We start from the raw sequence: 19,899 nt of genomic DNA, 5'->3' as shown, positions 1-19,899 counted from the left end.
TACATCAAAAGCTCAAGAAGTGAAAAAACTCTGACTTCCGTGTCTTGCAATTATTTTTCCATTGTGAAACACTACAAGATAAGAGAGGAAGGGGGGAAAAGAGATGCCATATGTAACAGTCAAAATGCTTGAAGGCCGTACAGACGAACAAAAAAAGGCTTTAGTCGAAAAGGTGACTGCAGCAGTGACGGAAACAACTGGAGCACCAGCGGAAGCCGTGACGATTTTCATTGAAGAAATGTCAAAAAATCATTTAGCAGTAGCCGGTGTCCGTAAAAGCGATCTATAAGATTTACATAATGGGGAAAAGCTAAGCCATCAATTCGGCTTAGCTTTTGTTTTTAACTGCTCAATATATTCATATGCCTCATCAATTTCTTCAAGGGTATACTTTTGTTTGCTTTTCAGCGTGAAAATTTTCTCGGTGACTTCCTCTTTTTCAAGCGTGTCGAAGTATAATACCGTTGAAACCAGCTCCAAAAACCTGGCATTCTGTTCGTTCATATCCTGTAAGCATGCCTCAAGTGCCGGCATCTCCACTTCCTGTATGGATAGGAAATCCTGGCCGGCATCCGTTATCGAATAACAATATTGATAATAGCCTGCTTTTTTTTCCCTTACTTCATTCAAGTAGCCCATTTCGCAGAGCTCTTCAATCCGTAAGGTCAACTCCTCCGAATACGGTCCATAAAAGTGAAACTGAAACTTTTCATGAAATGGGAAGGACAGCTTCTTCGCGATATAAACGATTTTTTGTAATTTTTTCCGACCCGAGATTTCACCGGCAGTAGAAATTGCATTGATAATGTTTGCATGATCCTTAAACAAGGCTCGTCACTCCTCACCAAAAATGTACCACTTTAATCCGATAGCTCCAAAAGCTTGCGGATCTGTTTTTTAATATTTTTCTTCGTAGATTCATCACGCAATAAATCCGCTGGATAATACAACTTATGATCCGTTCTTCTTTTCCCTGAAATTGCATCGACAATTTCGGATTCACGTGATAATTCACGAATTTCGCCATTATTTTTAAGCAAGTGAATCGGAAGTCTCTCCTCTTCCTCACCTGGCCGGTAAAAATCATACGGCAGATCTGATGAGGAATCGACGACAAGATAATAATCCGGATCGATGCCCGCCTTCTTGAATAGCGTCCTTAATTCCATCAATCTGTTCATTTGACTGTTCGACGGATGGAATTCCACATATTTAAATAGTTTACGGTTAACGAAGCGAGTGCATAAATCTTTTAAAATCGCATCGTTTTCCTCTTCCCATGCTTCGAAATAATAGAGCATCACCGATTCATCCATTTTCAAATAGTCCGTTAAAGTCACTTCACCCTTGAACAATGAATAAAAATGGTGCGGTTCTTGAGCAAACTCATAACCGGATTCATATAAATGTTTCGCCCTATGTAGGATCTTGGTAAGTATGACCTCCGCACTTCTCGTAACTGGATGGAAATAAACCTGCCAATACATTTGGTAGCGACTCATGATATAATCCTCAACCGCATGCATCCCGCTCTGCTTTATGACGGCATGTTCTTCCCTTGGCCTCATCACACGCAAAAGCCTTTCCATATCGAAATGACCATAACTCACGCCAGTGAAATAAGCATCACGCTGTAAATAGTCCATTCTATCAGCATCGATCTGACTTGAAATCAGGCTGACTACTAATTTGCCTTTATAGGTTTTCGCGATGACTTCTGCCACTTTTTTTGGAAAATCACGCCCAACTCTAAGGAGGATCTTATTCACTTCCGTATCGCCGACGATTATCTGCTGCGTGAATTGCTCATGATCCAGATCAAACACTTTTTCAAAAGAATGAGAGAAAGGACCATGACCCAAATCATGCAGGAGGGCTGCGCACAAGGATAGTAACCGCTCCTCTGGTTTCCATTCCGGTCTGCCCTCGAAAACATCATCCACGATTCTCCGGACAATCTCGTATACTCCAAGCGAATGGCTAAGCCGACTATGTTCCGCACCATGAAAGGTTAAATAAGTCGTTCCCAGCTGTTTGATCCTACGAAGCCGCTGGAATTCCTTCGTCCCTATTAAATCCCATATAACCCGGTCACGAACATGTATATATCGGTGCACCGGATCCTTGAATACTTTTTCTTCTTGTAATTTTTCGCCGGAATATCCCATGAACTACCCTCTTTTTCATAATCTCGATGCACTCATTATAGCGTGTTTTGACAAAAAACCCTAACTTCCACCTTGCTAGTAAGAGGGGGCATTTTGTAAGAAAACGGAAGTCCCAGTCTGGTTTTGTCTCGAAAATAAGGAAATAAAAAATCACCGCAGTGTGTCGAATCTGGGTGATGATTACTGGTTCCATATATCATAAGAAACAATCCACTCTACCTATATATCATGGATCCTACTTTAGTTTTTTATTGATTTTATCTAGTAACTCGTCTTCTGTCGGTGCAGCAACCGGACGGTTATTGACAAAGGCAAAAGACTTCTTTCTGCCAGGACCGCAGTAGGATTGGCAGCCCACTTCAATTTTCGCGTCGGGATCAAGCTTTTCAAGACGCGGGATCAATGTTTTTATGTTTACCGCCAAGCAGTCATCGCACACTCTGAATTCATTGGACATCCTCCGGTCACCATCCTTTCCATGACAAACTGTATTTCATCCATTTATATGACTAAAAGGTATTTTACCGTTTCTACTTATGAATATCAAGAGGGCTGAATGATGTGAAAAATGATGTAATTAATCAAAAAACTAGTATCCTTTTAACCTTTTTGTATAAAAAATCCATATTTTGTCCAAAATGCTAGTAGAACACTCCATAAATCACTGCTACACGATATTTTATATAGTTATTTATTTTAAAAGTTACCAGAAAGGGAGTATGTAGAAATGAAGGTTCGTCAAGACGCCTGGACAGAAGAAGATGATTTGCTTTTGGCAGAAACGGTATTGCGCCATGTGCGGGAAGGCAGCACTCAGCTTAATGCTTTTGAAGAGGTAGGAGATAAGTTGAATCGTACCTCTGCAGCATGCGGATTCCGCTGGAATGCAGTTGTCCGCCATAATTATGATAAAGCGCTATCCCTTGCCAAGAAACAGCGTAAGCAGCGGCAAAGGATCCTTGGAAAAGATCAAGGAGGGAAAAAACGGCTTCTTTATACACCGCCGTCCCCAACGATTTCCGACATAATGGTTCCCCATGTACAAGAGGAGGAACTAGAGTTGAATACCGAAGTCGATACTGCCAATTATGAAGCAGCAGAGGAATTCGTTGTGGCAGAAGCCCTCACTCCTAAGACACAGCACACACCAGTTACTTTGGAATCGGCCATGAGCCTTGATGCCGTCATCGCCTATTTGGAATCCATGAACGGCCGCATGCTTCAAGCCGAAGTATTAAAAACCGAAAATGAAAGATTGAAGCTTGAAATTAAAGGACTGAAAAAGCGAAACGAAGATTTGGAGAATAAAATCAGCCACCTAGAACAAAACAGCGGCTTGATGCAGGAAGATTATGAAACTTTGATGAATATCATGAATCGAGCAAGAAAGCTGGTCTTGTTGGAGGAAGAGGAACGTCCGGCAACGAAGTTCAAGATGGACCGGAATGGCAATTTGGAAAAAATGGCCGAGTAATAAGATAATGTGGGGTTCTGTTATATAGATCAACCACATGCCAGAGGCCGTTTCACCCCTATTTATCCGAAAAAAGGGAGCCAACAAGGCTCTTTTTTTCATTGTTTCAAGAAAGAAGGAATGCTATCTCCGCCTATCATACAGTCCTTTTACAGTTTCAGTGAATGCTAAAGTCGTATTAAATGAAAGAAGCCATTCCTGACTTAATGGAACGGCTTCTTTCATATCAATCCTTTAATACATCGAACACTTTATCATTGCGTTCGACCACTCTCGTCAAGTACGCCTCATACAGCGGCCATTCCTCAGCGGAAAGTGTATCAGAGAATATCCTTTCGCTATGTTCCTTCAATACTTGAAGGAATCTGAGCATCACGTCCTGAACGCTCAATTGCACACCCAACAATTCGGTTAGGGACGCCATCACCGAAGGGACGATATCAGGATAAGCGAATTTGGTTTCTGCATTTCCTTTAGCTGCATCATAAAAACCCTTCACGAGACTGGCACGTTCAGCCCCGCTTCCATTGACACACAAATAGATTTGCACCGCTACGCCATTGCGGATCCTGCGTTGGGATATACCGGCAAACTTTTGTCCATTTATACTTAAATCATAACTGCCAGGACAATAGGAACCGACGATTTCCCGCGCCTCCATCTTGACTGGGAAATCGGAAAACATCAATTGGACAAGCTCCCACATCGCATCATATCCACGATTGATTTCAATTTTCTGCTCGTTTTCAGGAAAAATGAGCGAAAAATTAAGGACCCCCTCATCCAGGACGACTGCAAGCCCTCCGGAATTCCTCACGATGGCCCGGAAACCATGTTCCTCCAAATGCTCCAAGCCCTTTTTAAGAAAAGGCAACTTCGTATCCTGTATACCCATGACGATGGTTCGGTGGTGTACCCACGCCCTGGCTACGGCCGCTGATTTACCTGACCCAACGGAAGCGCAAAATGTATCATCCATCGCAAAGGACTCCAGAGCAGGAAACTGAGGTCCAACGGAAGATTGATCAATAATCCTCCACTCTTGCTGCATTAATAATGAATCTGTCTCACCCATACGAATCTCCCTCTACATTTAATCCTCAAGCTGCCTATTGATACTGCGCCACAAATCCCTGTGCAGCTGTAATGACAGCCAGTTTATATACATCCTCTTCACTGCATCCCCTCGAAAGGTCGTTCACCGGACGATTCAGCCCCTGAAGGATCGGACCGACCGCTTCGAAACCACCCAAGCGCTGTACCATCTTATAGCTAATGTTCCCAGCTTCGAGACTTGGGAAAATAAAAACATTCGCATCCCCCTGAATAAGGGAATCCGGTGCTTTCTTCCTTGCCACAGAAGGAACGAAGGCTGCGTCAAACTGAAATTCCCCATCAAGAATGACTTCAGGGTCCATTTCCTTTGCCAAATCTACGGCATCAACCACTTTTAAGGTCTCGGGGGATGTTGCCGATCCCTTTGTCGAAAAGCTCAGCATCGCCACACGCGGTTCGATATCGAACATTAATGCAGTCTTCGCACTTTCTATAGCAATTTCAGCCAGGTCCTGGGAACTCGGGTTTATATTGATCGCACAATCCGCGAATACATATTTCTCTTCCTCCCGGACCATGATGAACACTCCCGAGGTTTTTTGGACGCCCGGCTTTGTTTTAATGATCTTTAAGGCAGGACGAACCGTATCGGCTGTAGAATGCGTTGCGCCACTAACCATTCCATGTGCCAGTTTCATATGGACGAGCATGGTTCCAAAATAGTTCTCATCCATTAAGATTTCACGTGCTTGTACATCAGTGTCTTTACCATCACGGACCTTCACGAACGCTTCAACCATTTCATCCATCATGATATAATTCTTCGGATCATATATTTCGATTGCATCAAGGGAGATCTTTAAGTCTTTTGCCTTCTCTTGAATCAACCCGATATCCCCGATCAATACCGGTGTCACCAGTTTAGCTTGGGCTAGCCTGCCTGCTGCTCCCAAAATCCGTTCATCCAACCCTTCCGGAAAAACGATCTTTAAATTATGCCCCATAATTTTCGATTCCAATATTTCAAATAAATCACTCATTGGCTCTTCCTCCTTTTTAGATACGTTTCCCCCATTTTTTCTATATTTAACCATCCGGTAAAATCCATTGTCGTCTTCTTTTAAGAATACTCCAGCAGCCAGGTAAATTCCAGCCCTCCGCAAATTTGAAAATTACCGAAACACCGAAAAACAGTGATGGTGTTTGCGGGTTGATATAAATTTCCTTATACTGAAACTATGCTATATTAAAGTTATAAAAAGACTTAGGAGTGATTGTAATGAGTGAAGCAGCACAAACACTGGACGGCTGGTATTGTTTACATGATTTCCGCCTGATCGACTGGGCTTCTTGGAAAACGTTATCAAGTGATGAACGCCAATTGGCCATCTCGGAATTCCAAGGTTTACTGGATAAATGGAATATGACACAAAGCGACAATGAAGGCAGCCATGCCCTATATTCCATCGTTGGTCAGAAAGCGGACTTCATGCTTATGTTTGCCCGCCCGACCATGGAAGAATTGAATGCAATCGAAAACGAATTCAACAAAACGAAGCTTGCCGAATATACAATTCCCGCTTATTCATACGTTTCGGTCGTGGAATTAAGCAATTACTTAGCTGGCGGAGATGGTGAGGACCCATACCAGAATCCTCATGTTCGTTCCAGACTTTATCCGATACTGCCAAAAGCGAAACATGTATGCTTCTACCCAATGGACAAGCGTCGTGATGGCGATGATAACTGGTATATGCTTTCCATGGAAGAGCGCAAAGGCTTAATGCGTTCCCACGGCTTGATTGGCCGCAGTTATGCCGGTAAAGTAAAACAAATCATTTCAGGTTCTGTCGGTTTTGACGATTATGAATGGGGCGTGACTCTATTCGCAGAGGATGTCCTTCAATTCAAAAAATTAATCTATGAAATGCGTTTTGATGAAGTGAGTGCACGATACGCTGCATTTGGCTCTTTCTTTGTAGGCAATATCCTGCCTGAAGAAAATGTATCTTCATTCCTATACGTTTAAGACGAAGGGCTTCCGGTTTCCGGAAGCTTTTTTTGCGTCCGCTCCTTTTTATTTTTTCCCCGGCTGTGGAATAAATCCAATCCCCATCCCATACATTTTCAATAGTGATGAATTTATTTTTTCACAGTCCCATTCAGCTTCAGGAAAATTAATCAAGGCAATTCCTGACTCCAGCGAGGTGAAGGAACGTTACTTCTATTCATTAGCCGGCAAGAGGATATGGCTTATATCATGAACGGCAGCCGTTATGTATCACTTAACATTCATTGTGGTTTTTTAAGCCACCCGGGGATTGTCCAGAAAACATATACAATACTACCGGTCGCTATAAATCGCACTGTTTCTCCCAGCCCACACTCTCGGATTATCCAAATTCCACAGCATCAACTAAACCTTGAACTCAGGAGGGAATGCAATGTCACAAAATAATCCTTATGGTAATTACCCGTACGGAGGAAGCCCTTATTACCCCTATGAAAATAATGAGCCTGAACTAAGGCAGCAGAATCCTAACCAGCAGCAAGGTTACCCGCAGCAAGGATACCAACAACCACCATACCAGCCACAACAGCCCACTATGGCAGGCACGCCACAACCAATGCCGATGCAGGTGAGTCCAGCCACTTCCGGACCGCAGATACCTGGCATGCTTCCGGTCGAACAGTCGTACATCGAGAACATCTTGCGTTTGAATAAAGGGAAATTGGCCACTGTCTATACAACGTTTGAAAACAACAAGGAATGGAATGCCAAGATCTTCAAAGGAATCATCGAAGCTGCAGGACGTGATCACTTAATCATAAGCGACCCTCAAACGGGAAAACGATTCTTAATCCCGATGGTATACTTAGATTATATAACGTTCGATGAAGAAATCGAATATGACTATCCATTCGGGGGAGCTGGGCTTACCACCTATTCGCCAAGGTGAAGGAAATTCAATAAAGAAGAGCCTCGGAATCCATTTGATTCCGAGGCTTTTCTTATATTGGCATGACTTTTTCCAAAAAGATCGATCAGCTCAGTTTGTAGAGGTTCGGAAAACATTCCACCTTCAACTCATCAGGTATGGTTTCTATCTATATGTAATAACAAAGTTGATTGGAGAAAAAGGTGCGGGCCCGCCTCTGGATAAGCGAGTGCCTGCAGCGGTAATGTACGTCCAAATTGTACAATCCATAAAAAAAACTGCAGGCAAACTCGATTTCTTCGAATTTGTCTACAGCCTCAGCTGACCTTACAAGTATTTATACGCAGCAATGATCATTAAGACCCAAGCAACCAAGAAAGAAACTCCGCCAAGCGGTGTGATGGCACCAAGGACTTTGATTTGCGTAACGCTTAGAACGAATAGACTTCCGGAAAACAGGATAATTCCTATTAGCATAAGCCAGCCGGACCAGTTGATCAGCGGACTATCAATTTTCCCAGCCAATAAACCGAGTACCAATAAACCCACCGCGTGGAACATTTGATATTGAACAGCGGTTTGCCAAGTTTCCAAATATTTATCAGGAATTTTCCCTTCCAGGCCGTGTGCACCAAATGCACCAAGTGCCACAGCAATAAACCCATTCAATGCACCTAAAATGATGAACAGTTTCAATTATTTCGCTCCCCTTCCCTAATTTAAAAATCGAACAAGGACTCCCCATTGGCCTCATCCATTTTAACCGGTTCTACATTCGGTGTAGCCGGCATGACGGGCTGGGTCAATGTGATTGGCTTCTGTATGCTGATGTTCGCAGCTTTTTCATCAACCATCACTTCACAAAGGGACTTAATGGCCATTACATACCCTTGCACCTTATCCTCTGAATTTGCCTGTTTCGCTTTTAAAACAAGCTCTTCGATTTTATCTAACATTTGTCTTGATGAAATATCCAACTTTACCACCTCGTCTATATACAGGTCAAAACTATCATAACTAGCATAGCAAAAATCAGAGAAGAAAACACCTTGCATATTTCCTACCTTTTAATTGGCTTTGCTTGAAATTTCAAGCATGGCTCTCCTGAAGAACGAAAGACATCAAGAGAAGGCTGGTTTGATGTTTTGAATTGAAAAGCACGGCAGCCTTTTGGAAAACTGAGATCCCAAGTTATATAGAAATGACGGCACGCCATACAATTCACCCGTTTCGTTTCTCTTGCCGATATCATCGGTTCGGAATTTTCCAATCAATTGGGGATTCCCCCATTTCCATCAGCAATTGATTTGTTTTGGAAAATGGTTTGGTGCCAAAGAAACCACGGGAAGCCGACAGCGGACTCGGATGTACGGACTTAATGATTTTATGGCGGGCTTCATCAATCAAAGGGATTTTGGTTTGAGCAGGTTTCCCCCACAGGATGAATACAACCGGTTTCGGACGGTCATTCAATAGGCGAATAATTTGATTCGTAAAGATTTCCCATCCTTTTCCGCGGTGTGAGTGCGCCTCTCCCTCACGGACAGTCAAGACGGTATTCAATAGAAGCACTCCCTGTTTTGCCCATTCGACCAGGTAACCATTGTCTGGTACCTCATAGCCAAGATCGGTGTGTAACTCTTTAAAAATATTTCTTAAAGAGGGCGGGATGCGCACCTCCGGCTTGACTGAAAAACTAAGGCCATGCGCCTGACCCTGGCCATGGTAAGGGTCCTGTCCAAGGATGACAACCTTTACATCTTCAAAAGGAGTATAGTGAAGCGCATTGAAAATATCGTCCTGATCCGGATGGATGACTTGCTGACTGTACTCTTTCTTTATGAATTCCCATAGCTCCTGGTAATATTCTTTTTTGAATTCCTCTTTCAATAGAGGCCACCAATCATTTGTTAAAAACTGCTTTGCCATCTGCCACAGCCCCTCTCCGCTTTTTGAAACTATATTATATCAAACTTCATCGCCTTGCCTTTTTCCATAGATTACGATTTATGTTTCTATATACCCCAAAAAGGGGAAAATAGAAAGCTAGCAAGCATTTTAACCATGTTGGAGGCTTTCCTATGAAAAAGTGGTACAAAAGAAAACGCTTTTATCTGTTTGTCAGCATTTTGATCGTCATTGCAATCGTCATTGCCTATAACAGCTACAAGCCACTTCCCGATGGCATTTCTTATGAAGGGAAGGTTCATCATGTCGAGGAAATCGATTTCATCTATGATCTTTCCTATCACGACGAACAAGGGAATCTGCAACATGAGCAGCGAATTTTCCAAACCATAAATCAAGCCATAGAAGAGGCTGATTCTTATATCGTAATCGATATGTTTTTGTTTAATGCTTTTTATGATGAAAAGGTAAACTTCCCGAAGTTAACCGAGACGCTGAAGGATAATCTGGTTGAACAGAAGAAAAAGAAACCTGACCTCCAGATTATATTCATTACTGATGAAGTGAATACTTCCTATAATGCCTACAAGTTAGAGGCATTGGAAACGATGAAGAAAAATGGAATTGATGTCATTGTTACCAACTTAGACCGCCTCCGGGATCCAAATCCTCTCTATTCAGGTGTGTATCGGACCTTTTTCCAATGGTTCGGTGAAAGCGGGAAAGGCTGGATTGTCAATCCAATGGCTAAAAGCGCACCAAAGGTCACCTTGCGTTCTTATCTTAGACTGATGAATATCAAAGCCAATCACAGAAAAGTGGTCGCGACTGAAAAAACGGCCATCATCTCTTCTGCCAATCCTCATGACGCAAGTGGCTTCCACTCCAATATTGCCTTCCAGATGGACGGGAATATCATCGGCGATTTCGTTAAAGCCGAAGAAGCCGCTTCGAAATTCTCGGGAGGACCAAAGTCATTTCCTGAGTTCAAGGAGAAATCAGCTGATAAAGGGCCAATATCAGTACAACTGCTAACGGAAGGAAAAATCAATGAACATGTCCTAAAGGCAATTAAGGATGCTGAAAATGGTGACAAGATCCATCTTGCCATGTTCTACATTGCCGATCGCGAGGTTGTCGAGGCATTAACGGATGCAGCTAAACGGGGTGTGAAGATTGAAATGATATTGGATCCGAATCAAAACGCATTCGGAAGTGAAAAAATCGGGCTGCCCAATCTTCCGGTTGCCGCCGAATTCGAAAAACTGGGGGATGAAAACATCTCGATCCGCTGGTATAAAACAGATAAGGAACAGTTCCATACAAAATTGATGATGATCCAAAAGGCTGATGAAACGGTCATTCTTGGAGGATCGGCCAATTATACTTCACGAAATCTAGATGACTATAACCTTGAAGCGAATGTTGAAATCCATGCTCCAAATGATGCGGACGTTTCCAAGGATGTCGACAGCTATTTCCATAGACTCTGGACAAATCAAAACGGAACATACACGGTGGATTACAGTGAATACCAAAAGAAACTGCCTGTCTTCAAGTACTTGACCTACCGCATACAGAAGGTATTCCGCTTCACCACTTACTAAATATTCTTTGAGATAAATGTTTAACAGGGCCCAAATGAGGTTATATACTACTATAGCCAATCAGCAACTGTAATAAGCAAGATTCCATTTACTTATTTTCAAGAAAATCTTAATGAAATTCAAGGAGGAGTTTATATGTATCAAGTACATGTAGTAGAAAACGGTTTACAAGCAAAGGAAAAAATCGATGAATTAGTTACATCAGGTTATACGAAAGACGATGTATATTTGTTTGCCCATGATAAAACCCGTTCTAAACACCTTACCGAGAATACAAATACAGAAGGTGTAGGCATGAAGGAACAAGGTTTCCTTGATACCGTCGGAAATCTCTTTAAATCTCGCGGAGATGAACTTCGTAATCGAATGAGCAACCTTGGCCTTACTGATATGGAGGCAGAGCGTTACGAGGAGGTTCTTGACGAAGGAAAAGTAGTCATCGTTGCTTCCAAACAAGATAACAAAGACGGGGTCACACACTAAAACCCGTACCATTACCCTATATGGATTCATAAAAAAACGAGGCCCAAAAACTTGGGGCCTCGTTTTTTTATGAGCATTATCCCAGGATGCTTTGGTACGCGGCCTTTGCATGGACCATATCCTTCGTACCGTGAATCAACGCCCTGCCATCCTTGAAAATGACGATACGTTCCCCTGCTTTTTCACAGGAGAGAAGAAATGGATTGAATTTCACCAAATAACCGCTGCCGTCCAGATCTTTGGCTAATTTTTCGAGTTGCAGTTCCAGAGGTTTTGGCGGTCTTACCTGTACAGTGTCCCTCCCGCAAAGAACAGCCGTTTTTGTTGCATTTTCCATTGTTAAAAAGGGGTATGTCCTCTGCTCCCCGCATGAGAGACAATCTTTCTTTTTCGCTTTTGTCAATTTAACGGTTTGGTATTGATTTCTCCACAGATCAAAAGAAACAAGTGCAGGCCGTACCGATTCCCAATCTTCAACAAGGATTTTCAAAGCCTCGGCAGTTTGGTGTGCCACTACCATCGTAACAGCTGGTGATATGATCCCTCCTGTGTCACAGGTCATTCCTTGAATCGGGATCGCTTTAAGCAAACAGTGCAAACATGGAGTCTGCCCGGGAAGGATCGTCAAAGTCATGCCCACGCTCCCCACACAAGCCCCATAAATCCACGGTATATGAAGCTTTTGTGATAAATCATTAATAATCATCCGTGTCTCAAAGTTGTCGGTTGCATCCAATATCAAATCAACATCACCTAGCAGCTGTTCGAGATTCTGGGCAGTTGCGTCCATGATGATGGCATTCACTTCAACTTCATGGTTGATATCCAATAAATGACGCTTTGCCGCCTCTGCTTTTGGCAGTTTCTCCGCGACATCCCGTTCCGTATACATTTGTTGGCGCTGTAAATTACTGGTCTCGACATAATCCCTGTCGACAATGGTAAGCTTCCCTACTCCTGCACGAGTAAGGGCCTCGGCATTAGCAGATCCCAAAGCCCCTGCACCAAGAAGCAAGACATGCTTCTTCATAATTTTCAATTGGCCCCCCTCACCAACTGGGGCGAATAAAGTTTGCCTTGAATATCGCTCTTTCACCGTGAGCCCTCCCTTCCGGACGCTTCACCCTCCACTTACCGGCGGAATGAAAGCAACTGTATCTCCATCAGATAAAATCGTGTCATCATCAGCAAATTCCTCATTGACCGCTGTCATCACGGTTTCAAGACCTTCCAATTGAAAATCCACCTTCATCTTTCCTTTTAGCTGGGCAACACTCATTCCATTTCCTTCTATTGAAACAGTCTCTTTGCCTAGCTCATCTTTCAATTGGGCAAATAAAAGTACATTAATCATCAATATCCCCCTCTTCCGGTTTCCCTGATGGATATGGAACGGTTTCCAACTGGTTTCCTACCCATGTTTCCCCATCTTCCCAATGTTCTTTTTTCCAAATCGGGACGATTTCTTTAATTCTTTCGATCGCATACCTATTCGCCTCATATGCATCATTTCGGTGTGGCGTACTAACGGCAATAACCACTGCGATATCCGTGATTTCAAGTTTACCTACACGATGGGTGATCGCCGTTTCTGCATCAGGCCAACGCTCCTTGATCTCAGCTCCGATTTGCTCCAATTTCTTGATGGCCATCGGTACATACGCTTCGTAAATTAAGAAGAGGGTCTTTTTTCCTTTCGTCATTTCCCTCACTGTACCAATAAAAGTCGTGACGGCACCCGCATTTCGACTGACTACTTTATCAATCACTTCCTGGATGACAATCGGCTCTTTTGAAATATTATAATTCATGTCTACCATCCTTTATATAATTCAGTTTGATCAATATAATCTGCCTCTTGATACTCTTCCCTCGTATTCATATTGAAAAAAAGGTAGTGAAATTGTTCAGGATTATCGCGATATAACGTAAAGTCGGTTTCTTTCATGATTTTCACCGAGATCTTTTCCAAGAATAGACTCATTTTTAATTCATGTCTTAATAAACACTCCGTCAGTACAGGAAGACACCTTTTATGGTAAACAGCAAAAAGCGGCTGGATCCTGCCATTTATTTCTGGAATGACAGCATCGAATCCAGGTTCATAATGGGTAATGATATCCTTTATGGCATCTGCACTCACAAACGGCATATCGCACGCTGCAAGGAACTGAAGCTCCGTTTTCGATGAGGTCAGCCCCGCATGCAATCCTCCAAGAGGTCCTAGATCTTTATGTAAATCCGGAATGAGCGGAAGTTGCAGAAAATGATATTCTTCAAATGTATTCGTAATGACCATAATGTTTTCTGACACCTTTTTCAATTCGGATGCCACTCTTGAAATGTTCACAACGCCGCCTACGGTCAAAAGTGCCTTATTCACTCCCATACGGCTTGATTTCCCGCCGGCTAAAAGCAACATGGTCCATTCCATAGAAACCAACCTCCCTTTTTTGGGTTTAATCCAGCATCGAACGGAAAAGCTATACTAAATGTATCTCCACTATATTTAAATATTTTAAATCAAATTTGAAAATAATGACACTTTCACAACCTTTGCTATGTCCATCAAAAGTTGGAGGTAGGGTCCAAAGCTAAAAGTGCATGCTGGCATCCATCGAATTTCCTTAATTACAGATTCGAAAAATGACTTATACGAGGCGATTGCCCTTCCTTCGCCAAGACACTCATAGTAGGCTGAAACTAAGTTTTACATAAAAGAAATTTTGGTATATTCTAAAAATAGGATATTAACTGGTATGCTGATAATATCGATATCTAATTCTCCTGAGGAGGTCACATAATGACTATGAAAAGAGCTATGACAGTTGCCGGATCTGATTCGAGCGGCGGCGCAGGTCTTCAAGCAGATTTAAAGACATTCCAAGAATTCGGCGTTTACGGTATGTCCGCTTTAACCACAATCGTGACGATGGATCCGAAGAATGGCTGGGCCCATAATGTATTCCCTACACCGGTCGAAGTTTTGGAAGCCCAAATCGAAACGATTCTATCAATAGGCATTGATGCCATGAAGACGGGAATGCTTGGATCAGTGGAAATCATTGAACTTGTTGCCCGTAAAATAGATGAGTTGAAGCTGGACAAAGTCGTAATCGATCCAGTTATGGTATGTAAAGGTGAAGATGAAGTATTACACCCTGAAACGGCTGTAGCACTGCGCGAACTGCTTGTTCCACGTGCAACTGTAGTCACACCTAACCTGTTCGAGGCCGCTCAGTTAGCGGGAACTGCTCCTATCAAGACGATTGATGATATGAGGGCTGCAGCTGAAAAGATTCATGCACTAGGTGCAAAATATGTCTTGATCAAAGGCGGTAATAAGCTTGACCATGATAAAGCCATCGACCTTTTATATGATGGACAAGAATTTGAAATCCTTGAATCGGAAAAAATCGAAACGACCAATACACATGGTGCCGGCTGTTCATCTTCTGCCGCCATTGCAGCTCAATTGGCTGAAGGGAAAAGCCCGCGTGAAGCTATCCTCGTTTCCAAAGACTTCATCACCGAAGCAGTTCGCCATTCTTGGAAAATGAATGACTATGTCGGACCCGTCAATCATGGTGCATACCATAAATATGGAGTTGCGGATAAAACACAAAAATAAAACATCAAGTTTAATGGCTGCTCAAATTCATCGAGCGGCCTTTTTCGCTTTTTTTGTTTTTATTTAGTAAAATAGAAAGAAGGAAAAGCTTATCTAGCCGCCCAGTTAAGGAGGAAATTATCGAATGAAACCTATAGACCGTACAGAGGTGCAAAATGCCATTGATTCTTTCGCCGGACAAGATGTATATCTTCACCTTGAAACGACAAATGGCGCCTATGCCACTCATGTAGATGAAGCTTTCTTCTCGGCAGGTGCTTATATTCGTAACGCTTATATTCGTAACGCTTTTATTCAATATGAACATGGCAAGATAGTTGGGGATGGACCCTATCGCATCGGCTTGAAGCTCAATATTGGCTGGGTATATGCAGAAGGCGTTAACCACTTCGAAATGGATGAACAGGGGAGATTGCTATTGGCAGGCCTTGATTTTTCCGGAAAGCTTGCTGTCTCCATGCAGCTCAGTCCCACTCCCTTTGAATGATGACAACTTGCTTGATATATATCATATGATGATTCCGATGAAAACTCCCATTCACCGATAAACATACTTACTGTAAGTAGTACGGAAGGAGAAATATACCTTGGAAAAAGAACGCCATGTATTAGTTATATTCCCACATCCCGATGATGAAGCCTTCTCGGTCTCCGGAACGCTTGCCCTTCATAGAGAAGCGGGCACTCCTGTCACCTATTTATGCTTAACTTTAGGAGAAATGGGACGTAATTTAGGAAACCCTCCATTCGCAACAAGGGAATCGCTTCCTAAAATTCGTAAAAAGGAATTAATCGATGCAGCAAATGCGATCGGCATCCAAGATTTACGCATGCTTGGATTGCGTGATAAGACGATTGAATTCGAAGATGATGAAAAGCTGACTTCATTATTTACCGATGCCATCAATGAATTGAATCCTTCATTGATCATTACGTTTTACCCAGGATACAGTGTCCATCCGGACCATGAAGCGACAGCACGGGCTGTAGTTCGGGCCGTGGAAAGAATGGAAGAGAAAGAGAGACCTAAACTTCATTGTGTCGCCTTCTCGAATAACTGCATTGACGAATTGGGACAGCCCGACATCGTCCATGATATCACTGCCGTCGAAGAAAAAAAGGTAGCCACATTCACTGCCCACCGTTCGCAAACGGAAGCAATGGTGATCGATTGGAAAGAGAAATTCGAAAATCAGGATGCAGATTTCCTAGACTGGATCCGAAAAGAAAGATTATGGACCTATAAATTTTAAGAAAACCGCCAATAAGGCGGTTTTCTTTGTTTATGGCATAAAAAAAACGCCTGTTGGATTACAGGCGGAGAAAAGGGGGATACTTTGGAAAATCAATCATAATATAAGCATCCCCAAAATTCTTCTTTTTATACAATCCTATTGAAAAAATTTAGGCAGACAATCGTTCCTCATGCTGCATTTTCACTCTTGCCGAGGCTTTTTTCCCATGTGCCAAGTAATAAATGCCAATAAGTACGAATGCAAAAACCGACATTCCTATGAATAACCCTTTAAACCCTGTAAATGGAATAAGGAATCCCAATAGGAATGGACCAACACCAATACCGAAGTCATACATTGTAAAAAATGTGGATGTGGCTAATCCCATCCGATTTGATGGGGCTTCCTTGATGGAAATCGCTTGACAGCTTGATTGGAATGTACCGTACCCCACTCCGATCAAGGCGCCGGCAATCAGAAGCGTGATACCATGATGGGATTGACTGAGGATGACCATACCGACGGCAAATAGTAAGAGCGATGGGTAAATAACTGCATTTTCCCCCTTCACATCAAACATCCGTCCTGTAAACGGACGGGACGCCAAAAGGAAAACAGCAAAAACGACAAAGAAAAAGCTCGCCGCATCCATTAAATCCATTTCCTTTGCAAAAGACGTTAAATAGGACAAGATGCTCGAATAGGTAAATCCGGCAAACCCGATAAAAATGGAAATGGGCAGTGCCCTTTTTTCAAAGTAATCGCTGATTTTAAATCCTTTTTGTGGCGAAGCTCCGCCCTTATCCCCCTCAGGCACATTCATGAATAATGATGCAACTAAAGAAAATGCGGCAAATAAGGAGGCTGCATAGAAAATGATGGAATAACTGAAATGCTGTGTTATCAGCAATCCAATGAACGGACCGAATGCCATTGCCAAGTTGGTACTCATGGCAAAGTAACCCGTACCTTCCCCGCGTCTTTCATTCGGAATGATATCCGCCGCAATCGTTCCAGTTGCCGTAGTGGCAAGGCCAAAAGCAAAACCTTGAATAAACCGATCGATCAATAAGAGGGATAAACTATTCACCAGGAAATAGCCGATGGATGCGATCAGGAATAGAACCAACGAGCCAAGCAACATCTTTCTGCGGCCGATCTTGTCAATTTTTTTCCCTGCAATCGGTCTGACAAGCACAGCCCCCAGAACAAAAATACTTGAAGCAAGCCCTGCTTGTGCTTGCGACGCATTAAAATTATCCATTGTATAAATGGTCAATGTCACCATCAGGACATAAAAAGTTAAAAATAGAAAAAAGTTCACAGACGAAACAATCAGAAAGTCTTTCGTCCACAATTTCGGTTTGTGATTCATTTCAATCCTTCTTCCTTACTATTGTTTTAATTTTTCCTTCAGGAAAATCAACGTACGTAACGTTGCCTCCCGGTCTTCTTCAGCCAAACCGCTCATTAATTGAAGTTCAAATTCCTCAACTACCTTTTTGGCCTCTTGATAAGTCCTTAAACCTGACTCCGTTAACTGTATTCTCCGTTCCCGTTTATCTTTTCCTGGAACTTGTTCAATCAACTCAAGTTCTTCCAATCGGTTTACCGTCCTGGTTACCGTCGGTTTCTCCACATCTAAATAAGTGCTTATTTCAACAAGCGTAGAACAGCCGAACTGACTCAGATAATATACAATCGACCATTGGGAATGATAAAGATCAACCTTGGCCAATTGTTCATTTAACTTTTTCGTAAATGACCTTGAAAATTGTAAGTTATGATGAAAAAAACCATTTTGAAAGGACAAAGGTATTCCTCCTGTAAAGTAGTTACCTAGGTAACTATACACCTATTCAATAAAAATGTCTAGCCCTCAGGAAGAACGAAAACAATCGTAGGGACACTGTATCCTCAGCTTCTACACCACTTCCGAGACAAAAAAATCCCTTTTCAGGGGATTCGCGATTTTACTCGTGAATTTCACGCTTTTTCTCGTGAGTTTCACGCCTTTACTCGTGAGTTTCACGCTTTTTCTCGTGAATTTCACGGCGTTACTCGTGGGTTTCATGCTTTTACTCGTGAATTTCACGCTTTTACTCGTGAATTTCATGCTTTTACTCGTGAATTTCATGCTTTTACTCGTGGGTTTCATGCTTTTACACGTGAGTTTCACGGCGTTACTCATCAATTTTGCGCTTTTACTCGTGAATTTGGTGCCATACACAAAAAGGAAACCCCGCTATTGGCGAGGTTTCCCAAATATATGCTTCTTTTCTGCTCATTGATAACATCAAGGCATATTTAACCGAGATAGCGGCAAACGATATAGCTTATCATCCTTTTCATCAGGATTTCCTCGGCCGTCCGTATTGTTGCTTATGAAATATATGAATTCTTCATCAACGAATACATCACGTATCCTTCCTGAGCCCGTTATGATATTGGTCAGTTTTCCGCTCTTTACATCGTAACTCTTTAGCGCTTCGCCCCTTAAGGCTGCAAAATATAGCTTTCCTTCAAAATAGGCCATGCCTGAAGGAGCCCATGTATTTTCACCGGAATGAATCAATGGTTTTACCATATCCGGTTTCTGCTCATCGCCCTGTATCTCTGGCCAGCCATAGTTTTTACCGGGGTCAATTTTATTTAATTCATCGTGGGCCGAATCTCCGTGCTCACTTTCATACAACTGTCCTGCTTCATCCCAAGCCAGACCTTGTGGATTGCGGTGACCGTATGAATAGACATATGAATTCCCGAAAGGATTATCTTTAGGAATGGTGCCATCCAGGTTCAAGCGCAGAATTTTCCCGCCTAAAGATTCTATGTCCTGTGCGATTTCAGACTTTCTTGCATCACCTGTTGTTGCATATAGCTTATCATCCGGTCCAATCTTGATCCTGCCGCCATGGTGGAAGTCCCCGCTTGGTATTCCGTCGATTAAGGTCTCCATCTCCTGCCATATATCATCATTTTTTTCTAAAATGACGATGCGATTGATGGAATCCCCGCCCTCTTCATAAGTATAATAGGCGAAAGCTTGCCCGCTCTTAGAGAAATCGGGAGCTAGCAAAAATCCAAGAAATCCAGCTTCCGTTTTAGCTGACAATGTCTTTTTAAGATTGACCTTTTGCCGTGTCATCTTATCCTTGTCCCATTCGACGATGGTTCCTGTCCGCTCTGACACATACATTGTGTCCCCATTCTTCTGAATCGACCACGGGGCCTGCAGGTTCGTTACCAACACATCCGGATCTTCCCCTAAAGTGCCCGTCACTTCCTTATCAGGATTCGGCTCGGTTTCAGTGTCATCATCATTCATGTTGCAACCAGTTAAAAACAATGTAGCCATAAGGAAAAATAAGAGCAATTTTTTCAATGTCTTTTCCCCC

25 protein-coding genes are annotated in these 19,899 nt (G+C 42.6%); 9 read left to right on the top strand and 16 right to left on the bottom strand.

Annotated features, from left to right (window positions below):
• Window positions 1-103: 103 nt before the first annotated feature.
• Window positions 104-289: a 2-hydroxymuconate tautomerase gene (locus tag ACFX4H_RS19920; protein ID WP_034315897.1), complete on the top strand. Its 186-nt coding sequence runs from the start codon at window positions 104-106 to the stop codon at window positions 287-289.
• 29 nt (window positions 290-318) lie between these two features.
• On the opposite strand, the gene ACFX4H_RS19915 is transcribed toward ACFX4H_RS19920, so the two are convergent.
• The 3 genes from ACFX4H_RS19915 to ACFX4H_RS19905 all read right to left on the bottom strand — a co-directional run bounded on the left by ACFX4H_RS19915 (window position 319) and on the right by ACFX4H_RS19905 (window position 2,625).
• Window positions 319-828: a YwgA family protein gene (locus tag ACFX4H_RS19915; RefSeq protein ID WP_034315899.1), complete on the bottom strand. Its 510-nt coding sequence runs from the start codon at window positions 826-828 to the stop codon at window positions 319-321.
• 32 nt (window positions 829-860) lie between these two features.
• Complete coding sequence (locus ACFX4H_RS19910; RefSeq protein ID WP_034315900.1) at window positions 861-2,168, bottom strand: HD domain-containing protein; 1,308 nt, start codon at window positions 2,166-2,168, stop codon at window positions 861-863.
• A gap of 235 nt (window positions 2,169-2,403) precedes the next feature.
• A complete protein-coding gene (locus ACFX4H_RS19905) occupies window positions 2,404-2,625 on the bottom strand; it encodes a YuzB family protein (protein WP_048683566.1) in 222 nt (73 codons plus the stop codon).
• A 270-nt stretch (window positions 2,626-2,895) separates the two neighbouring features.
• On the opposite strand from ACFX4H_RS19905, the gene ACFX4H_RS19900 reads away from it, so the two are divergent.
• Window positions 2,896-3,642 carry an RsfA family transcriptional regulator gene (locus tag ACFX4H_RS19900; protein WP_095390579.1) on the top strand — a complete coding sequence of 249 codons (747 nt, stop codon included), beginning with the start codon at window positions 2,896-2,898 and terminating at the stop codon, window positions 3,640-3,642.
• Window positions 3,643-3,868: 226 nt separating this feature from the next.
• Here the strand turns inward: ACFX4H_RS19900 and lipL are convergent, their stop codons facing one another.
• The gene (lipL, locus tag ACFX4H_RS19895) at window positions 3,869-4,717 is read right to left on the bottom strand and encodes an octanoyl-[GcvH]:protein N-octanoyltransferase (protein WP_377436080.1); all 849 of its coding nucleotides are present in this window, start codon (window positions 4,715-4,717) and stop codon (window positions 3,869-3,871) included.
• 34 nt (window positions 4,718-4,751) lie between these two features.
• Window positions 4,752-5,738, bottom strand: a complete 987-nt coding sequence (pta, locus tag ACFX4H_RS19890; RefSeq protein ID WP_034315909.1) for a phosphate acetyltransferase — start codon at window positions 5,736-5,738, stop codon at window positions 4,752-4,754.
• Window positions 5,739-5,977: 239 nt separating this feature from the next.
• Between pta and hemQ the strand changes: the two genes are divergently transcribed.
• Complete coding sequence (hemQ, locus tag ACFX4H_RS19885) at window positions 5,978-6,727, top strand: hydrogen peroxide-dependent heme synthase (protein ID WP_034315911.1); 750 nt, start codon at window positions 5,978-5,980, stop codon at window positions 6,725-6,727.
• 415 nt (window positions 6,728-7,142) lie between these two features.
• Entirely contained in the window at window positions 7,143-7,658 is a 516-nt protein-coding gene (gerQ, locus tag ACFX4H_RS19880) for a spore coat protein GerQ (RefSeq protein ID WP_377436079.1), read from the top strand.
• Between the two features lie 306 nt (window positions 7,659-7,964).
• Here gerQ and ACFX4H_RS19875 read toward each other — a convergent pair whose 3' ends face one another.
• From ACFX4H_RS19875 to ACFX4H_RS19865, 3 genes are all read right to left on the bottom strand, one after another.
• Window positions 7,965-8,333 carry a DUF423 domain-containing protein gene (locus ACFX4H_RS19875; RefSeq protein ID WP_053536916.1) on the bottom strand — a complete coding sequence of 123 codons (369 nt, stop codon included), beginning with the start codon at window positions 8,331-8,333 and terminating at the stop codon, window positions 7,965-7,967.
• Between the two features lie 23 nt (window positions 8,334-8,356).
• Window positions 8,357-8,614, bottom strand: coding sequence for a YwdI family protein (locus tag ACFX4H_RS19870; RefSeq protein WP_034315918.1), 258 nt, complete (start codon window positions 8,612-8,614; stop codon window positions 8,357-8,359).
• Window positions 8,615-8,885: 271 nt separating this feature from the next.
• Window positions 8,886-9,566 carry a uracil-DNA glycosylase gene (locus tag ACFX4H_RS19865; RefSeq protein WP_034315920.1) on the bottom strand — a complete coding sequence of 227 codons (681 nt, stop codon included), beginning with the start codon at window positions 9,564-9,566 and terminating at the stop codon, window positions 8,886-8,888.
• Between the two features lie 152 nt (window positions 9,567-9,718).
• Here ACFX4H_RS19865 and ACFX4H_RS19860 point away from each other — a divergent pair, with 152 nt between their 5' ends.
• Together ACFX4H_RS19860 and ACFX4H_RS19855 are read left to right on the top strand one after the other, a co-directional pair.
• Entirely contained in the window at window positions 9,719-11,152 is a 1,434-nt protein-coding gene (locus tag ACFX4H_RS19860) for a phospholipase D family protein (protein WP_377436078.1), read from the top strand.
• Between the two features lie 135 nt (window positions 11,153-11,287).
• A complete protein-coding gene (locus ACFX4H_RS19855; protein WP_034315923.1) occupies window positions 11,288-11,635 on the top strand; it encodes a YflT domain-containing protein in 348 nt (115 codons plus the stop codon).
• Window positions 11,636-11,711: 76 nt separating this feature from the next.
• On the opposite strand, the gene ACFX4H_RS19850 is transcribed toward ACFX4H_RS19855, so the two are convergent.
• The 4 genes from ACFX4H_RS19850 to mobA are packed head-to-tail and all read right to left on the bottom strand — an operon-like array spanning window position 11,712 to window position 14,069.
• Window positions 11,712-12,731, bottom strand: a complete 1,020-nt coding sequence (locus ACFX4H_RS19850) for a MoeB/ThiF family adenylyltransferase (RefSeq protein WP_053536922.1) — start codon at window positions 12,729-12,731, stop codon at window positions 11,712-11,714.
• Window positions 12,732-12,755: 24 nt separating this feature from the next.
• On the bottom strand, window positions 12,756-12,989 hold the full coding sequence (gene moaD, locus ACFX4H_RS19845; RefSeq protein ID WP_034315925.1) for a molybdopterin converting factor subunit 1: 234 nt from the start codon (window positions 12,987-12,989) through the stop codon (window positions 12,756-12,758).
• On the bottom strand, window positions 12,982-13,446 hold the full coding sequence (locus ACFX4H_RS19840; protein WP_034315929.1) for a molybdenum cofactor biosynthesis protein MoaE: 465 nt from the start codon (window positions 13,444-13,446) through the stop codon (window positions 12,982-12,984). Before ACFX4H_RS19840 ends, moaD begins: the two co-directional genes overlap by 8 nt.
• A gap of 2 nt (window positions 13,447-13,448) precedes the next feature.
• Window positions 13,449-14,069, bottom strand: a complete 621-nt coding sequence (gene mobA, locus ACFX4H_RS19835) for a molybdenum cofactor guanylyltransferase (RefSeq protein ID WP_377436077.1) — start codon at window positions 14,067-14,069, stop codon at window positions 13,449-13,451.
• Between the two features lie 369 nt (window positions 14,070-14,438).
• On the opposite strand from mobA, the gene pdxK reads away from it, so the two are divergent.
• The 3 genes from pdxK to bshB2 all read left to right on the top strand — a co-directional run bounded on the left by pdxK (window position 14,439) and on the right by bshB2 (window position 16,519).
• Window positions 14,439-15,266 (top strand): pyridoxine/pyridoxal/pyridoxamine kinase, encoded by an 828-nt coding sequence (gene pdxK / locus ACFX4H_RS19830; protein ID WP_202194363.1) that lies wholly within the window; start codon window positions 14,439-14,441, stop codon window positions 15,264-15,266.
• A 124-nt stretch (window positions 15,267-15,390) separates the two neighbouring features.
• Window positions 15,391-15,753 carry a YojF family protein gene (locus tag ACFX4H_RS19825; protein WP_377436076.1) on the top strand — a complete coding sequence of 121 codons (363 nt, stop codon included), beginning with the start codon at window positions 15,391-15,393 and terminating at the stop codon, window positions 15,751-15,753.
• Between the two features lie 100 nt (window positions 15,754-15,853).
• Window positions 15,854-16,519: a bacillithiol biosynthesis deacetylase BshB2 gene (bshB2, locus tag ACFX4H_RS19820; RefSeq protein WP_034315960.1), complete on the top strand. Its 666-nt coding sequence runs from the start codon at window positions 15,854-15,856 to the stop codon at window positions 16,517-16,519.
• A 151-nt stretch (window positions 16,520-16,670) separates the two neighbouring features.
• Here the strand turns inward: bshB2 and ACFX4H_RS19815 are convergent, their stop codons facing one another.
• From ACFX4H_RS19815 to ACFX4H_RS19800, 4 genes are all read right to left on the bottom strand, one after another.
• Window positions 16,671-17,876 carry an MFS transporter gene (locus ACFX4H_RS19815; RefSeq protein WP_191930455.1) on the bottom strand — a complete coding sequence of 402 codons (1,206 nt, stop codon included), beginning with the start codon at window positions 17,874-17,876 and terminating at the stop codon, window positions 16,671-16,673.
• Window positions 17,877-17,894: 18 nt separating this feature from the next.
• Window positions 17,895-18,314 carry a MarR family winged helix-turn-helix transcriptional regulator gene (locus ACFX4H_RS19810; protein ID WP_053536927.1) on the bottom strand — a complete coding sequence of 140 codons (420 nt, stop codon included), beginning with the start codon at window positions 18,312-18,314 and terminating at the stop codon, window positions 17,895-17,897.
• 111 nt (window positions 18,315-18,425) lie between these two features.
• Complete coding sequence (locus ACFX4H_RS19805) at window positions 18,426-18,638, bottom strand: hypothetical protein (RefSeq protein WP_377436075.1); 213 nt, start codon at window positions 18,636-18,638, stop codon at window positions 18,426-18,428.
• Window positions 18,639-18,797: 159 nt separating this feature from the next.
• Complete coding sequence (locus ACFX4H_RS19800; protein WP_377436074.1) at window positions 18,798-19,886, bottom strand: PQQ-dependent sugar dehydrogenase; 1,089 nt, start codon at window positions 19,884-19,886, stop codon at window positions 18,798-18,800.
• Window positions 19,887-19,899 lie beyond the last annotated feature (13 nt).

Source organism: Peribacillus sp. YIM B13477 (assembly GCF_042787955.1).
GTDB classification, from domain to species: domain Bacteria; phylum Bacillota; class Bacilli; order Bacillales; family DSM-1321; genus Peribacillus; species Peribacillus frigoritolerans.
The sequence above is the reverse complement of the archived record's forward strand: the minus strand, read 5'-3'. Positions and strand labels throughout refer to the sequence as shown.

Excerpts from the sequence above, each read along its gene's own strand:
- moaD (WP_034315925.1), bottom strand. The coding sequence starts at position 12,989 with ATGATTAATGTACTTTTATTTGCCCAATTGAAAGATGAGCTAGGCAAA.
- ACFX4H_RS19860 (WP_377436078.1), top strand. The coding sequence starts at position 9,719 with ATGAAAAAGTGGTACAAAAGAAAACGCTTTTATCTGTTTGTCAGCATT.
- ACFX4H_RS19920 (WP_034315897.1), top strand. The coding sequence starts at position 104 with ATGCCATATGTAACAGTCAAAATGCTTGAAGGCCGTACAGACGAACAA.
- pdxK (WP_202194363.1), top strand. The coding sequence starts at position 14,439 with ATGACTATGAAAAGAGCTATGACAGTTGCCGGATCTGATTCGAGCGGC.
- hemQ (WP_034315911.1), top strand. The coding sequence starts at position 5,978 with ATGAGTGAAGCAGCACAAACACTGGACGGCTGGTATTGTTTACATGAT.
- ACFX4H_RS19855 (WP_034315923.1), top strand. The coding sequence starts at position 11,288 with ATGTATCAAGTACATGTAGTAGAAAACGGTTTACAAGCAAAGGAAAAA.
- pta (WP_034315909.1), bottom strand. The coding sequence starts at position 5,738 with ATGAGTGATTTATTTGAAATATTGGAATCGAAAATTATGGGGCATAAT.
- ACFX4H_RS19805 (WP_377436075.1), bottom strand. The coding sequence starts at position 18,638 with ATGAAATTCACGAGTAAAAGCATGAAATTCACGAGTAAAAGCGTGAAA.
- ACFX4H_RS19825 (WP_377436076.1), top strand. The coding sequence starts at position 15,391 with ATGAAACCTATAGACCGTACAGAGGTGCAAAATGCCATTGATTCTTTC.
- ACFX4H_RS19840 (WP_034315929.1), bottom strand. The coding sequence starts at position 13,446 with ATGAATTATAATATTTCAAAAGAGCCGATTGTCATCCAGGAAGTGATT.
- gerQ (WP_377436079.1), top strand. The coding sequence starts at position 7,143 with ATGTCACAAAATAATCCTTATGGTAATTACCCGTACGGAGGAAGCCCT.
- lipL (WP_377436080.1), bottom strand. The coding sequence starts at position 4,717 with ATGGGTGAGACAGATTCATTATTAATGCAGCAAGAGTGGAGGATTATT.
- ACFX4H_RS19865 (WP_034315920.1), bottom strand. The coding sequence starts at position 9,566 with ATGGCAAAGCAGTTTTTAACAAATGATTGGTGGCCTCTATTGAAAGAG.
- ACFX4H_RS19910 (WP_034315900.1), bottom strand. The coding sequence starts at position 2,168 with ATGGGATATTCCGGCGAAAAATTACAAGAAGAAAAAGTATTCAAGGAT.
- ACFX4H_RS19900 (WP_095390579.1), top strand. The coding sequence starts at position 2,896 with ATGAAGGTTCGTCAAGACGCCTGGACAGAAGAAGATGATTTGCTTTTG.
- ACFX4H_RS19815 (WP_191930455.1), bottom strand. The coding sequence starts at position 17,876 with ATGAATCACAAACCGAAATTGTGGACGAAAGACTTTCTGATTGTTTCG.
- ACFX4H_RS19905 (WP_048683566.1), bottom strand. The coding sequence starts at position 2,625 with ATGTCCAATGAATTCAGAGTGTGCGATGACTGCTTGGCGGTAAACATA.
- mobA (WP_377436077.1), bottom strand. The coding sequence starts at position 14,069 with ATGGAATGGACCATGTTGCTTTTAGCCGGCGGGAAATCAAGCCGTATG.